General features: G+C 74.5%; 13 protein-coding genes and 1 pseudogene. 9 read left to right on the top strand and 5 right to left on the bottom strand.

Translation table 11 applies throughout. From position 1 onward, the window contains the following. Both FGF04_RS21190 and FGF04_RS21185 read left to right on the top strand, forming a co-directional pair. A partial coding sequence (locus FGF04_RS21190; RefSeq protein WP_235882428.1) for a pseudouridine synthase occupies positions 1-1,017 on the top strand: 1,017 nt, incomplete at its 5' end. A 224-nt stretch (positions 1,018-1,241) separates the two neighbouring features. Further along, positions 1,242-1,937 (top strand): annotated as a pseudogene (locus FGF04_RS21185) (NUDIX hydrolase); the annotation flags it as partial. Positions 1,938-2,051: 114 nt separating this feature from the next. On the opposite strand, the gene FGF04_RS21180 reads toward FGF04_RS21185, so the two are convergent. Further along, on the bottom strand, positions 2,052-2,732 hold the full coding sequence (locus FGF04_RS21180; RefSeq protein ID WP_149512890.1) for a hypothetical protein: 681 nt from the start codon (positions 2,730-2,732) through the stop codon (positions 2,052-2,054). 221 nt (positions 2,733-2,953) lie between these two features. On the opposite strand from FGF04_RS21180, the gene aroH reads away from it, so the two are divergent. From aroH to der, 5 genes are all read left to right on the top strand, one after another. Then, a complete protein-coding gene (aroH, locus tag FGF04_RS21175) occupies positions 2,954-3,316 on the top strand; it encodes a chorismate mutase (protein ID WP_149512889.1) in 363 nt (120 codons plus the stop codon). Beyond that, on the top strand, positions 3,313-4,398 hold the full coding sequence (locus FGF04_RS21170; protein ID WP_149512888.1) for a prephenate dehydrogenase: 1,086 nt from the start codon (positions 3,313-3,315) through the stop codon (positions 4,396-4,398). The genes aroH and FGF04_RS21170 overlap by 4 nt, the downstream gene beginning before the upstream one ends. A gap of 213 nt (positions 4,399-4,611) precedes the next feature. Continuing rightward, the gene (cmk, locus tag FGF04_RS21165) at positions 4,612-5,307 is read left to right on the top strand and encodes a (d)CMP kinase (RefSeq protein WP_149512887.1); all 696 of its coding nucleotides are present in this window, start codon (positions 4,612-4,614) and stop codon (positions 5,305-5,307) included. Further along, the gene (locus FGF04_RS21160) at positions 5,265-5,951 is read left to right on the top strand and encodes a lysophospholipid acyltransferase family protein (RefSeq protein ID WP_149512886.1); all 687 of its coding nucleotides are present in this window, start codon (positions 5,265-5,267) and stop codon (positions 5,949-5,951) included. The genes cmk and FGF04_RS21160 overlap by 43 nt, the downstream gene beginning before the upstream one ends. 82 nt (positions 5,952-6,033) lie before the next feature. After that, entirely contained in the window at positions 6,034-7,503 is a 1,470-nt protein-coding gene (der, locus tag FGF04_RS21155) for a ribosome biogenesis GTPase Der (RefSeq protein ID WP_149512885.1), read from the top strand. 80 nt (positions 7,504-7,583) lie between these two features. On the opposite strand, the gene FGF04_RS21150 is transcribed toward der, so the two are convergent. Together FGF04_RS21150 and FGF04_RS21145 are read right to left on the bottom strand one after the other, a co-directional pair. Then, entirely contained in the window at positions 7,584-7,970 is a 387-nt protein-coding gene (locus FGF04_RS21150; protein WP_149512884.1) for a hypothetical protein, read from the bottom strand. Positions 7,971-8,072: 102 nt separating this feature from the next. Then, complete coding sequence (locus FGF04_RS21145; protein WP_149512883.1) at positions 8,073-8,846, bottom strand: hypothetical protein; 774 nt, start codon at positions 8,844-8,846, stop codon at positions 8,073-8,075. Between the two features lie 522 nt (positions 8,847-9,368). Between FGF04_RS21145 and FGF04_RS21140 the strand changes: the two genes are divergently transcribed. Next, entirely contained in the window at positions 9,369-10,034 is a 666-nt protein-coding gene (locus FGF04_RS21140) for a LysM peptidoglycan-binding domain-containing protein (protein WP_149512882.1), read from the top strand. A 127-nt stretch (positions 10,035-10,161) separates the two neighbouring features. Then, positions 10,162-11,049 (top strand): LysM peptidoglycan-binding domain-containing protein, encoded by an 888-nt coding sequence (locus FGF04_RS42080; protein ID WP_223146396.1) that lies wholly within the window; start codon positions 10,162-10,164, stop codon positions 11,047-11,049. Here the strand turns inward: FGF04_RS42080 and FGF04_RS21130 are convergent. Both FGF04_RS21130 and FGF04_RS21125 read right to left on the bottom strand, forming a co-directional pair. Next, a complete protein-coding gene (locus FGF04_RS21130; RefSeq protein WP_149512881.1) occupies positions 11,018-11,683 on the bottom strand; it encodes an ATP-binding cassette domain-containing protein in 666 nt (221 codons plus the stop codon). The two genes, FGF04_RS42080 and FGF04_RS21130, sit on opposite strands and share 32 nt — an antisense overlap. Further along, positions 11,680-12,489: an ABC transporter ATP-binding protein gene (locus FGF04_RS21125; protein WP_188114165.1), complete on the bottom strand. Its 810-nt coding sequence runs from the start codon at positions 12,487-12,489 to the stop codon at positions 11,680-11,682. The genes FGF04_RS21130 and FGF04_RS21125 overlap by 4 nt, the downstream gene beginning before the upstream one ends. Between the last annotated feature and the right edge of the window lie 350 nt (positions 12,490-12,839).

The raw sequence follows: 12,839 nt of genomic DNA, 5'->3' as shown, positions 1-12,839 counted from the left end.
CAGCAGAACAGGGCGGGAGGGGCCGACGACAGGCCGAAGCGCCCCAGCAAGCCCCGTCCCGAGGAGCGCCGCTACGACGTGGGTCCCGGCGCCTCGCCGGACGGTCCCAAGTCCGGCCGCGGCGCCTCCGCCCGTGGCGGCGCCAAGGGCGGCCCCCGGCAGGGTCAGTCCCGTGGCGGCCGCACCGAGAACGCGCGCTCGCGCGAGTACGAGACGCGCGCCGAGGAGCGCAACCGCGACCGGTACGCGGGCCGTCCCGAGGTGAAGACGCCCAAGACCTTCCCCGGCGCCGAGCAGGAGGGCGAGCGCCTGCAGAAGGTGCTCGCGCGCGCGGGCTACGGTTCGCGGCGCGCCTGCGAGGAGCTGGTCGAGCAGGCGCGGGTGGAGGTCAACGGCGAGATCGTCCTGGAGCAGGGGCTGCGCGTCGACCCGGAGAAGGACGAGATCAAGGTCGACGGGCTGACCGTGGCCACGCAGTCGTACCAGTTCTTCTCGCTCAACAAGCCCGCCGGTGTCGTCTCCACCATGGAGGACAACGAGGGCCGGCAGTGCCTGGGCGACTACGTGACGAACCGCGAGACGCGGCTCTTCCACGTGGGACGGCTCGACACCGAGACCGAGGGCGTCATCCTGCTCACCAACCACGGTGAACTGGCGCACCGCCTGACCCACCCCAAGTACGGTGTGAAGAAGGTCTACCTCGCGCACATCGTGGGCCCGATCCCGCGCGACCTGGGCAAGCAGCTCAAGGACGGCATCCAGCTGGAGGACGGGTACGCGAAGGCGGACCACTTCAGGGTCGTCGAGCAGACCGGCAAGAACTACCTCGTCGAGGTGACGCTGCACGAGGGCCGCAAGCACATCGTGCGGCGCATGCTCGCCGAGGCCGGCTTCCCGGTCGACAAGCTCGTGCGGGTGGCCTTCGGGCCGATCACCCTCGGCGACCAGAAGTCGGGCTGGCTGCGGCGCCTGTCCAACACCGAGGTCGGGATGCTGATGGCGGAGGTCGGCCTCTAGCACCGGCGCCCCCCCGCGGGGCTCGCAGTACGGCATCGGCCGGTTCCGGGACTCTCCCGGGACCGGCCGAGGTGCGTCCGGGGGGTTGTGGGCGGGCGGCCCGCTCTTTATAGTCGTACTGACCATTAAGGAGCGCCCCTGCCGGGCGCGGCCGGTGGAGCAGGGCCCACGGGGGTGGTCCCGGTCCCTGGCTCCGCCCGGCAGGGAGCACAGGAGGAGGGGGCATGGAGGGCTACGACAAGCACGCCTTCGAGCCCTTCGCCGTCACCGTCGACCTCGCGGTCTTCACGGTCCGGGCGGGGGCGCTGCAGGCCCTGCTGATCGAGCGCGGCCAGGAGCCGCACGCGGGGCGCTGGGCGCTGCCCGGGGGGTTCGTGCTCCCGGACGAGTCCGCCGGGACGGCGGCGCGGCGCGAACTCGCCGAGGAGACCGGCCTGTCGGACGTCTCCGGGCTGCACCTGGAGCAGCTCGCCACCTACAGCGAACCGGACCGCGACCCCCGGATGCGGGTCGTCTCGGTGGCGTACACCGCACTGCTGCCGGACGCGCCGGAACCGCGCGGCGGCGGGGACGCGGCGCACGCGCGCTGGCTGCCCTACGACGGGCTCGGGCCGCTCGCCTTCGACCACGACCGGATCCTCGCCGACGCCCGCGAACGGATCGGCGCCAAGCTGGAGTACACCTGCCTCGCCACGGCCTTCTGCCCGCGGCAGTTCACGCTGGGGGAGCTGCAGCAGGTCTACGAGACGGTGTGGGGCAGCGCGCTCGACCGGCCCAACTTCCGGCGCAAGGTCCTCGCCACCCCCGGCTTCGTCGAACCGGTGCCGGGCGCGGCGCGGCTGACCGGGGGCCGGGGCAAGCCCGCCGCGCTGTACCGGGCGGGCGCGTCCGCCACGCTGCACCCGCCCCTGCTGCGGCCCGCGCCGCAGGCCATCGCGTTCCTGGTGGCGGTCCCGGTGGCGGCGTTCGGGTCGACGGTCATGGTCGGCTCCCTGCGGTCACGCGGTGATGGAGCGGGGGGCGAAGCTGCGGCACTACGGAGTCACGGGTTCGGCGGTGAGCCGCTTCCCGTCGACCGTCACGGCGCCGGTCTCCGGGTCGATGCGGGGCGCGGGGCCGGCCGTGCCGTCGCGCTTGAGGATGCCGACCTGGCGGCCGCCCGGCAGCACGATCCAGCCCCCGTCGACCTCGGCGCCGCGCACGGTGGCGGTGGCGCGGTACAGCCCGGACGGCTTGACGGCCTTGTCGGCGGTGAAGCCGTACGTGCGCCGCCCCATGTCGACGGTGCCGCTGATCCGCTTGCCGCTCAGCCGGCCGTCCAGCACCTGCCCCTGCTGGTTGGTGAGGCGCATGCGGCCGTCGGTCCCGACGTCGCCCTTCAGCCACGACTCCTGGTCCCGGCCGTCGCAGAAGTACGCGATCGCCTTCCCGTCGCGCAGCGTCACCGCGACCGCGGAGGAGTCGTCGTCGGTGCGGCCCGCGTAGTCGGCGTCCGCCACTGCGGACCTCGACGGGGCGGGGGACGGCGACGCCTCGCCGGGCGCGGCCGTGCCGGTGGCCTTCCCGGAGGGCACCGGGCTCGCCGTCAGGACCTCTGCCGGCGCGTCGCTCCCGGTCGACGTGGTGCGCGTCCCGGTCGTCGCGTTGAGCGACAGCATGAACAGGGCGAGCAGCAGTCCCGCGAGGAGCGTGAGAAGTGGTCCGGAACGCTTCATCGGGCCTCCCCCGAGGCATGGCGCGGACGGCCCCACCATGCAAGCGGACCCGCTACCCCTGCGTCCAGAGGCGTACGGGAGCCACTTCCGCGCCCCCGGGACGGCCGTCTCGGCAGGCGGGCGGCGCGCGTCGGCCGGCCGGCGGCTGGCTAGGCTGGCCGGACCACAGCCGATCCGTACATCGGCGGGAACCGATCCGTACATCAGCAAGGAGCATCACCGTGGCGGTACGAGCGGTCCGGGGCGCCGTCCAACTGGAGCGGGACGAGGCCGGGCACATGGACGAGCAGGTCGGCGAACTGCTCACCGCCGTCCTGGAGCGGAACGGGCTGACCCAGGACGACCTGATCAGCATCTGGTTCACGGCCACCCCCGACCTGCACAGCGACTTCCCGGCGGCCGCCGCGCGCAAGCTCGGCATCGTCGACGTACCGCTGATCTGTGCGCAGGAGCTGGACATCGAGGGGGCGATGCCCCGGGTCGTACGGGTCCTCGCGCACATCGAGACCGATCTGCCGCGCAGCGCCGTCGCCCACGTGTACCTGGGCGCGGCGGGCGCCCTGCGCAAGGACATCGCCCAGTGAGGACCGCACTCGTCATCGGCACCGGGCTCATCGGGACCTCGGCCGCGCTGGCCCTCGCCGGGCGGGGCGTCGCCGTGCACCTCGTCGACCACGACCCGGAGCAGGCCCGTACCGCCGCCGCGCTCGGCGCCGGCACGCAGGAGCCGCCCGCCGGGCCCGTCGACCTCGCGATCGTCGCGGCGCCGCCCGCGCACGTGGCCGCGGTGCTGGCCGACACGATGCGGTCGGGGGTAGCGCGCGGCTACCTCGACGTGGCCAGCGTCAAGGGCGGGCCGCGCCGGGAGCTGGAGGCGCTGGGGCTGGACCTGTCCGCGTACATCGGGTCGCACCCCATGTCGGGCCGCGAGAAGTCGGGCCCGCTGGCCGCCACGGGAGACCTCTTCGAGGGGCGCCCCTGGGTGCTGACGCCGACCCGGGACACCGACACCGAGGTGCTCAACCTGGCGCTGGAGCTCGTCTCGCACTGCCGGGCGGTCCCGGTCGTGATGGACGCCGACGCCCACGACCGCGCGGTCGCGCTCGTCTCCCACATGCCGCACCTGGTGTCCAGCATGGTCGCCGCGCGCCTGGAGAACGCGGAGGAGGCGGCCGTACGGCTCTGCGGGCAGGGCATCCGTGACGTGACCCGCATCGCCGCGTCCGATCCGCGGATGTGGATCGACATCCTCTCCGCGAACCCGGGTCCCGTCGCCGACCTCCTGGCGGACGTCTCCGCCGACCTGGACGAGACCGTGCAGGCGCTGCGCGCCCTGCAGTCCTCGGACGAGGACAAGCGCCGCGCGGGCACCACCGGCATCGAGGACGTGCTGCGCCGCGGCAACGCCGGCCAGGTCCGCGTCCCGGGCAAGCACGGGACCGCGCCCACCGTGTACGAGAGCGTCGTCGTCCTCATCGACGACCAGCCGGGCCAGCTGGCCCGCATCTTCGCCGACGCGGGCCGCGCGGGCGTCAACATCGAGGACGTCCGCATCGAGCACGCCACCGGCCAGCAGGCCGGCCTGATCGAACTGATGGTGAGCCCCACGGCGGCCCCCGTCCTGACGACAGCACTGAGGGACCGAGGCTGGGCCATCCGCCAGTAGCTCGAAACGGCGCGGCCGACCGCAGGCTTTTCAGGGGCGCGGGGAACTGCGCGATCAGCCCCCACCCACCCGCACCCGACGCACGACCGGGACCGGCGGGACGCCCCCGCACAGGGCCCGTCAGAAGGGCCCCGGGAAGCCAGTAACCTTGTTCGGGACGCCCTCGCGTCCCGAACGAGCCCAGCCCCCCGTACCAGGAAGGTGCCCGCACCCGTGGAATCCACCGCCGCCCGGACCGCCCCGGCCGTGATCGTCGCCATCGACGGTCCCTCCGGCACGGGCAAGTCGAGCACCTCCAAGGCCGTCGCGGCGCAGCTCGGTCTGAGCTACCTGGACACGGGCGCCCAGTACCGGGCGATCACCTGGTGGATGGTGACCAACGGCATCGACGTCACCGACCCCGCCCAGATCGCGGCCGCGGCCGGCAAGCCCGAGATAGTGTCCGGCACGGACCCCTCGGCGCCGACGATCACGGTCGACGGCACGGACGTCGCGGGCCCCATCCGCACCCAGGAGGTCACCTCGAAGGTCAGCGCGGTCAGCGCCGTCCCCGAGGTCCGCGCCCGGATCACCGAGCTGCAGCGCTCGATCGCCGCGGAGGCCGCGCAGGGCATCGTCGTCGAGGGCCGGGACATCGGCACGACCGTGCTGCCGGACGCCGACCTCAAGATCTTCCTCACCGCCTCGCCGGAGGCCCGCGCGGCCCGGCGCAGCGGCGAGCTCAAGGGCGCCGACGTCAACGCCACCCGCGAGGCCCTGATCAAGCGGGACGCCGCCGACTCCACCCGCAAGACCTCCCCGCTCGCGAAGGCGGACGACGCGGTCGAGGTGGACACCTCCGACCTCACGCTCCAGCAGGTCATCGAGTGCGTCGTCACCCTCGTCGAGGAGAAGCGGGCCGCGAAGTGAGCGCGGCCCCCACCGCCCGGCGGGCGGACGTCGGCCGCCGGATCGGCGTCGGCCTGATGTACGGGCTGTGGAAGCCGCGCGTCCTGGGCGCCTGGCGGGTCCCCGCGACCGGCCCGGTGATCTTCGCCGTCAACCACTCGCACAACATCGACGGCCCGATGGTCATGGGCGTGGCACCCCGGCCGACGCACTTCCTGATCAAGAAGGAGGCGTTCGTCGGCCCGCTCGACCCCTTCCTGCTCGCCATCGGGCAGGTCAAGGTGGACCGCACGGTCGCCGACCGCACCGCGATCACCCAGGCGCTGGGCGTCCTGGAGGACGGCGGGGTCCTCGGGATCTTCCCCGAGGGCACCCGGGGCGAGGGCGACTTCGCCTCGCTGCGCGCCGGGCTCTCCTACTTCGCGGTCCGCAGCGGCGCCCCGATCGTGCCGGTCGCCGTCCTGGGAAGCACCGAGCGGCGGGGACGGTTGATAAAGGGGCTGCCCCCGCTGCGCAGCCGGGTCGACGTCGTCTTCGGCGACCCCTTCGAGGCGGGCGACGGCAGCGGACGGCGTACGCGCGCGGCGCTCGACGAGGCGACGGTCCGCATCCAGAAGCAGCTCGCGGCGCACCTGGACAACGCCAAGCGCCTCACCGGCCGCTGAGTCACACTTGAGTACTTGAGTAGTGGAACCGCCCGGTACGGGTGGTTCCACCGATCACCACGATGAACGAGGTACGGACTTCATGAACGACCAGATCCAGCCCGACGGCTCGGAGTACGAGCACGGGGCACTTGGCGAAGCCGAGTACGCGGAGTTCATGGAGCTCGCCGCGGAAGAGGGCTTCGACGCCGACGACATCGAGGGCGCGCTGGAGGAGGCCGGGCACGGCCCGCTCCCCGTCCTCGCCGTGGTCGGCCGCCCGAACGTGGGCAAGTCGACCCTGGTGAACCGCATCATCGGCCGCCGCGAGGCCGTCGTCGAGGACAAGCCGGGCGTCACCCGCGACCGCGTCACCTACGAGGCCGAATGGGCCGGCCGCCGCTTCAAGCTCGTCGACACCGGCGGCTGGGAGCAGGACGTCCTCGGCATCGACGCGTCCGTGGCCGTCCAGGCGGAGTACGCGATCGAGGCCGCCGACGCGGTCGTCTTCGTCGTCGACGCCAAGGTCGGCGCCACCGACACCGACGAGGCCGTCGTGCGGCTGCTGCGCAAGGCCGGCAAGCCCGTCGTCCTGTGCGCCAACAAGGTCGACGGCCTGAGCGGCGAGGCCGACGCCTCCTACCTCTGGTCGCTGGGCCTCGGCGAGCCGCACCCCGTCTCCGCGCTGCACGGCCGCGGCACCGGCGACATGCTGGACGCCGTCCTGGAGGCGCTGCCCGAGGCCCCGGCGCAGACCTTCGGCACCGCGCTCGGCGGCCCCCGCCGCATCGCGCTCATCGGCCGCCCGAACGTCGGCAAGTCGTCGCTCCTGAACAAGGTGGCGGGCGAGGACCGCGTGGTCGTCAACGAGATCGCCGGCACCACCCGCGACCCGGTCGACGAGCTCATCGAGCTCGGCGGCGTCACCTGGAAGTTCGTCGACACGGCCGGCATCCGCAAGCGGGTCCACCTCCAGCAGGGCGCCGACTACTACGCCTCGCTGCGCACCGCCGCCGCCGTGGAGAAGGCGGAGGTCGCGGTCATCCTGCTGGACGCCAGCGAGAACATCAGCGTCCAGGACCAGCGCATCGTGACGATGGCCGTCGAGGCGGGCCGCGCGATCGTCCTCGCCTTCAACAAGTGGGACACCCTCGACGAGGAGCGCCGCTACTACCTGGAGCGGGAGATCGAGACCGAGCTCCTCCAGGTGGCGTGGGCGCCGCGGGTGAACGTCTCGGCGCGCACGGGCCGCCACATGGAGAAGCTGGTCCCGGCGATCGAGACCGCCCTTGCGGGCTGGGAGGCGCGCGTCCCGACGGGCCGTCTGAACGCCTTCCTGGGCGAGCTGGTCGCCGCCCACCCGCACCCGATCCGGGGCGGCAAGCAGCCGCGCATCCTCTTCGGCACGCAGGCGGGCACCAAGCCGCCGCGCTTCGTCCTCTTCTCCTCGGGCTTCATCGAGCACGGCTACCGCCGTTTCGTGGAGCGCCGCCTGCGGGAGGAGTTCGGCTTCGAGGGGACGCCGATCCACATCTCGGTGCGGGTGCGCGAGAAGCGCGGCCGCAAGAAGTAGTCGCGCGACCGCTGTACGGGAGGTACGGGAGAGGGCCCCTGCGATCCGCAGGGGCCCTCTCCCGTATCTCCCGGTGCGCGTCAGTGCGCGCGTCGCGGGGCCGGCGGCAGCGCCGCCGGGGTCAGGCCCGTCGTGTGCTGGCGCGCCACCGGCTGCCAGACGGAGGTGACGGGGTGGCCGTCGTACGCGGACGCGTATCCCGTGCGGTACTGTCCGGCGCCGTGCCGCACGCCGTACGCGGCCGGTGCGTGGGCGCCCGTCCCGTACGGGCCACCGAGCACCGCGAGGCCGAACTCCTCCTCGCCGCTGCGGTCGCCCGGCAGGGCCCGGAAGGTCCTGAGGTACTCCGCGTACAGCGCGTCGTAGATCGGGGTGGCCGAAGGGCCGCCCGGGGTGTCCTGGGCCGACCGCACGGCCGGGATCGGGGACGAGGGGGACAGGCGGCGGGGGGCGTCGTAGGTGTGCACGTACGTGCCAACGACCCCGCCGCCCTTCGGATGCGGCTCACGGCCCGCTTTCGCAGGTCACAGGAGTGCGCCCGTCCTGCCGGGGACCCCGGACACCCGGGCTCAGGTGCCGGCCAGCGGCATCGCGCTCGCCACCAGCCGGCCGCTCGCCGCCGCCTTGTCGAGGGCGTCGCGCAGCAGGTCCTCGCGGGGCTGGCGGCCGATCGAGCCGACCGGCGCCGCGAACAGCAGCACCTGCTGGTGCTTGTTGGCGGCCGTCCGCCAGCTGTCGGTGACCTGGAGCGGCTGGTGGGCCTGCCACCAGGCGACGGGCGAGCCGCCGTTGGCGCCGGGCTGCAGGACCGCGTGCAGCTGGCCCACGGCGAGCAGCACGGACCAGCCGTGCAGCACGGGCGGGACCTCGGTCAGCTTGCTGAGCGGCATGAAGCCCTGCTCGATGAGCAGCGGCAGGAAGTCGTCGCCGCCTCCCGCCGTCCCCGGGCGGGCGATGCGTCCGGTCGGTTCGACGACGAGCGCGGGGTGCAGCTCGCCGCCGAGCAGGACGAGACCGCTGGTGACACCGAGGACGGCCTGCTCGGGCAGGGCCTCGGAGGGGCGCTCGTCGCCGGTGATGGACCGGGCGGCGCCCTGCAGCTGCTCCTCGGTCACCTGGACGACCTGCGAGGGCAGACAGGTGGCGTGGGCGAACGCGAGTACGGCCGTCTCGTCGCCGATGAACAGGACGGTGCTGGTCCGTTCCTGTTCGGAGTTGCCCTGGGTGCGGCAGGAGGTGCAGTCGTAACTGCCCGGGGCGTTGTCTCCGGCGAGCAGCCGGTCGGCTTCTTCGTCGCCGATCTCGGCGCGTACGTCGTCGCTGACGTCGAGCATGCGCGGCACGGGTGGCTCCTCGGGATGCGGTGCGTGTCGTGGCCGGAGGTTCCCGGTCCGTGAACCGGATGGGTTTCCGGCTCATGAAGAAGACAACGGAGGATCTGTGGCGGGGGTCACGCCCGGGAGCGAACGGAATCGAACCATCCTGCGCACAGGGTGAACCCGGTGGCGGAATCTGTCACTCCATGCCAACTGCTGTGGCATGCAAGGAAGTTGACGCGGTGAGGTGGGTCACAGATCGATCGGGTCAACGGTCGACAAATCAGGAAATCCCTCAATGAAGTGGGTGTCCTGAAATCGACGATACCTACGGTAAGGGTGAATCGACCTGGAGTGACGGCGAGTTGGTTGATACCGGACCTCTCGCCCCCTAGATTGCTCCGCCGTGTGCAGCGAGCACCGCTCGGGTACATCCGCCGGCTGCACCACTGATCCACTCCGGCGGACGGGACGGAGCGGGGCCACCGCGTCCGACGCGCCGGCCCCGGACCGTCTTGGGGGACCCCGGGTCCTTCGAGAGGGACCTACATGTCCGAATGTGCCGACAACACCCGCAAGGCCCGTACGACCGCGGTTCTCGCCGGGGCGGCCCTGCTCGCCCCGCTCGGACTGCTCGCCGCGAACGGCAGCGCCGCAGCGGCGGACAGCGGGGTGTGGGACCGCATCGCCCGGTGCGAGAGCGGCGGCAACTGGCACACCAACACCGGGAACGGCTACTACGGCGGGCTGCAGTTCTCCGCCTCCACCTGGCGCGCGTACGGCGGCACGGCCTACGCGGCCACCGCCGACCGGGCCTCCAGGGCGCAGCAGATCGCTGTCGCCACCAGGGTGCAGCGGGCGCAGGGGTGGGGCGCCTGGCCCTCCTGCTCGGTCCGCGCGGGCGCGTACGGGAGCGCTCCCGCGGCGGCCTCGCCCGGGACCGCCGCGAAGAAGGCCGCCCCGCCGAAGTCGTCGAAGTCGTCGAAGTCCTCGGGATCCGCGAAGTCGTCGAGGTCCGCCGAGGCGGCGGAGCGCTCGACGGGGCACACCGGCCGGAGCGCTTCCCGCGGTGTCCACACGGTCCGCAGCGGTGACACGCTGAGCGGTGTCGCCGCACGGCACGGGACCACCTGGCAGCGCCTGTACGCCGCCAACCGGGCCGTCGTCGGCGGGGACCCCGACCTCATCGTCCCCGGGCAGCGGCTGAAGCTCTGAACCGGGCGCCCGCGCCGGGACTCTCCGGCTCCCCGGGGCCCCACCCGGTCCGCCGACCGGGTGGGGCCGCGCCGGCCGTCCGCGCGGCTGGTCCGGACGGTGCGGGGGGTCTGCCTAGCGTGGCCCGATGCCGATCACTCGCATGCGGTACGCGGCCGTCGTCGTCGCCGCTCTCGCCCTGCCGGCCCCGGTGGACGCGGTCGCGGCGCCACCGTCCGCGGCGCCGTCGTCCGCGGCGCCCGGGCCCGTGGTGTCCCGGTCCGCCCCGGCCCCGGCGCCGTACGGCTGCGCCAAGGACCGGTGGCCCTGGGGGTGCCTCGCGCAGTGCGAGAGCGGGGGGCGCTGGAACGCGAACACCGGCAACGGCTACTACGGGGGACTGCAGTTCTGGCAGCCCACCTGGCGGGCGTTCGGCGGCCTCGCCTACGCGCCGCGCGCGGACCTCGCCACACGGGACGAGCAGATCCGGGTGGCGGAGCGGGTGCTGCGGGTGCAGGGCTGGAAGGCGTGGCCGGCCTGTTCGAAGCGGTACCGGCTCGCGGGGCGGACGCACGTGGTGAAGCGGGGCGAATCGCTGTCGTCGATTGCCCGCCGGCACGGTGTCGAGGGCGGCTGGCAGGCCCTCTACGCGCTCAACCGCCGGACGGTGGGCCCGCGTCCGGACCGGCTCACCCCGGGCATGCTGCTGCGCCTCCCGGAGGCGGGGGCCACGGCCCACCGCCCGAAGCCCCAGAAGGGCGACGGGCCCGCGCAGAAGCCCGCCCCGGGCCGCCCGAGCGCACCGCGGCCCCCGGCGTCACCGGCGCCTTCGGCGACACCGACGACCCCGGCGAGCCCGACGACCCCGGCGAGCCCGGCGACGCCGGTTCCTTCGGCCACACCGGCCGCACCGGGGACACCGGCCCCTTCGGTGACGGCGACGGCACCGGTGCTTTCGGCGGGACCGGAGACACCGGAGAAACCGGCGACGCCGGTCCCGTCCGTCACCCCCGCCGCTCCGTCGCCTCGCCGCTGAACGCGACCGCGCCGCGGCGGAGTTCGTACACGAACGCCGTCCCGGTGCGCAGGGGCGGGGGCAGGCGCTGCTCGGCCAGCAGGACCGCCGCGTCCAGGCCGGCCAGCAGCTCGTACGTGCGGGACGCGACCGCGGGGGACATGCCCTGGGCCGGTTCGTCGACGAGGACCACGCGCGCGCGGGCGAGCAGGGCGCGGGAGAGGGCGAGCATGCGCCGCTCCCCGCCGGAGAGCGTGCCGGCCCTGCGCGGCAGCAGGGCGGCGAGCTGCGGGTAGCCGTCGAGGGCGGCCTCGAACCGGTCGCCGCCCGCCGCGAGTTCCAGGTTCTCCCGGACGGTCAGCGAGCCGAAGACCGCGCCGCGGTCCGGCACCAGGCACAGCCCGCGGCGGGCCCGTTCGTACGCGGGCAGGCGCGTGACGTCGGCGCCGTCCCAGACCACGGCGCCCCGCGCCAGGGGCACGGTCCCGGCGAGGGCGCGCAGCACGCTCGTACGGCCCGAGCCGTTGCGGCCGAGCAGGACGGTGACACCGGACGCGGGCGCGTGGAGCGTCACCCCGTGCAGGGCCTCCAGCGGGCCGTAGCGCACGTGCGCCCGCCGCAGGGAGATCCCGCCGGTGCCCGCGGGGCCGCTCATCCGTCGATCACCGTGCCGAGCTCCCCGACCACCCGGCCGGCGGGGCCGGACGCGACGATCCGGCCCGCGGTCATGACGTGCACCGTGTCGGCGAGGTCGGTCACCAGGTCGAGGTCGTGCTCGACGACCAGCAGGGCCGTGCCGTCGGCGGCCAGCGCCCGCAGCACCCGGGCCAGCGCGGTCACCTCCCCGGTGTCGAGCCCGGCCGCGGGCTCGTCCAGCAGCAGGACCCGCGGGCTCCCCGCGAGCGCCCGGGCGAGCTCGACCCGGCGCAGGGTGCCGGKGGGCAGGTCCACCGCCGGGAGCGCCCGTACGGGTCCGGCCAGGCCGAGCAGCCGCAGGGCCCGCTCCGCCGCGTCCGCGGCCTCGGACGTGTCCACGACCTGCCCCTGCTCGGCGCCCACCCGGACGTTCCCGGCCACGGTCAGGGTGGGGAAGACGGCCAGTTGCTGGAAGGTGCGCGCGATGCCGAGCCGGGTCCGGGCGTGCGCGGGCAGCCGGGTGACGTCCCGGTCCCCGAGCAGGACCCTCCCCGACACCGGCCGTACGGTTCCGGCCAGGCAGTGGAACAGCGTGCTCTTCCCCGCCCCGTTGGGCCCCACGACCGCGGTGATGCGGCCCGGCGGGAGGTCGAGGCCGACGCCGTCGAGGGCGGTGAACCCGTCGTAGGCGACGCGCAGGTCCCGGGCGCGCAGGACGGGCGCCGCGGCGGGAGCCGGGGGCCGTCGCGCGGCAGCCGGCGGCCTCCCCGCCCGGCCGCCGCCCGGCTCCGGAAGCCCCGGCTCCGGAAGTCCCGGCCCACGCACCGGAAGCGCGGGCCCCGGCCCCGCCACCGCGTCGGTGGCCGGGGGCCGTCGCGCGGCAGTCGGTGGCTTCCCCGCCCGGCCACTGTCCGGGCCCGGCTCCGGAAGCGCGGGCCCCAACTCCGGCCTCGCGTCGGTAGCCGGAGGCCGTCGCGCGGCAGTCGGTGGCTTCCCCGCCCGGCCACCGCCCGGGCCCGGCTCCGGAAACCCAGCAGGCCCCGGCACCGGAAGCCCTGGCCCCCGCACTGGAAGCGCGGGCCCCGGCCCTGCGTCGGTGCCTCCCGTGTCCGGTGCCGTGCCGGTCGACCCGGTGGCGCCCGCCGTCCGTCCGGGGCCGGGCCCATCGGCGCCGG

Origin of the sequence: Streptomyces apricus (assembly GCF_008369065.1) — a bacterium.
Lineage (GTDB): Bacteria > Actinomycetota > Actinomycetes > Streptomycetales > Streptomycetaceae > Streptomyces > Streptomyces apricus.
This window is presented reverse-complemented; position numbering and strand designations above follow the sequence as displayed.

What these genes read in the sequence shown, in the direction of transcription:
- der (WP_149512885.1), top strand. Translation starts at nt 6,034, where the DNA reads ATGAACGACCAGATCCAGCCCGACGGCTCGGAGTACGAGCACGGGGCA.
- FGF04_RS42080 (WP_223146396.1), top strand. Translation starts at nt 10,162, where the DNA reads ATGCCGATCACTCGCATGCGGTACGCGGCCGTCGTCGTCGCCGCTCTC.
- FGF04_RS21180 (WP_149512890.1), bottom strand. Translation starts at nt 2,732, where the DNA reads ATGAAGCGTTCCGGACCACTTCTCACGCTCCTCGCGGGACTGCTGCTC.
- FGF04_RS21130 (WP_149512881.1), bottom strand. Translation starts at nt 11,683, where the DNA reads ATGAGCGGCCCCGCGGGCACCGGCGGGATCTCCCTGCGGCGGGCGCAC.
- FGF04_RS21140 (WP_149512882.1), top strand. Translation starts at nt 9,369, where the DNA reads ATGTCCGAATGTGCCGACAACACCCGCAAGGCCCGTACGACCGCGGTT.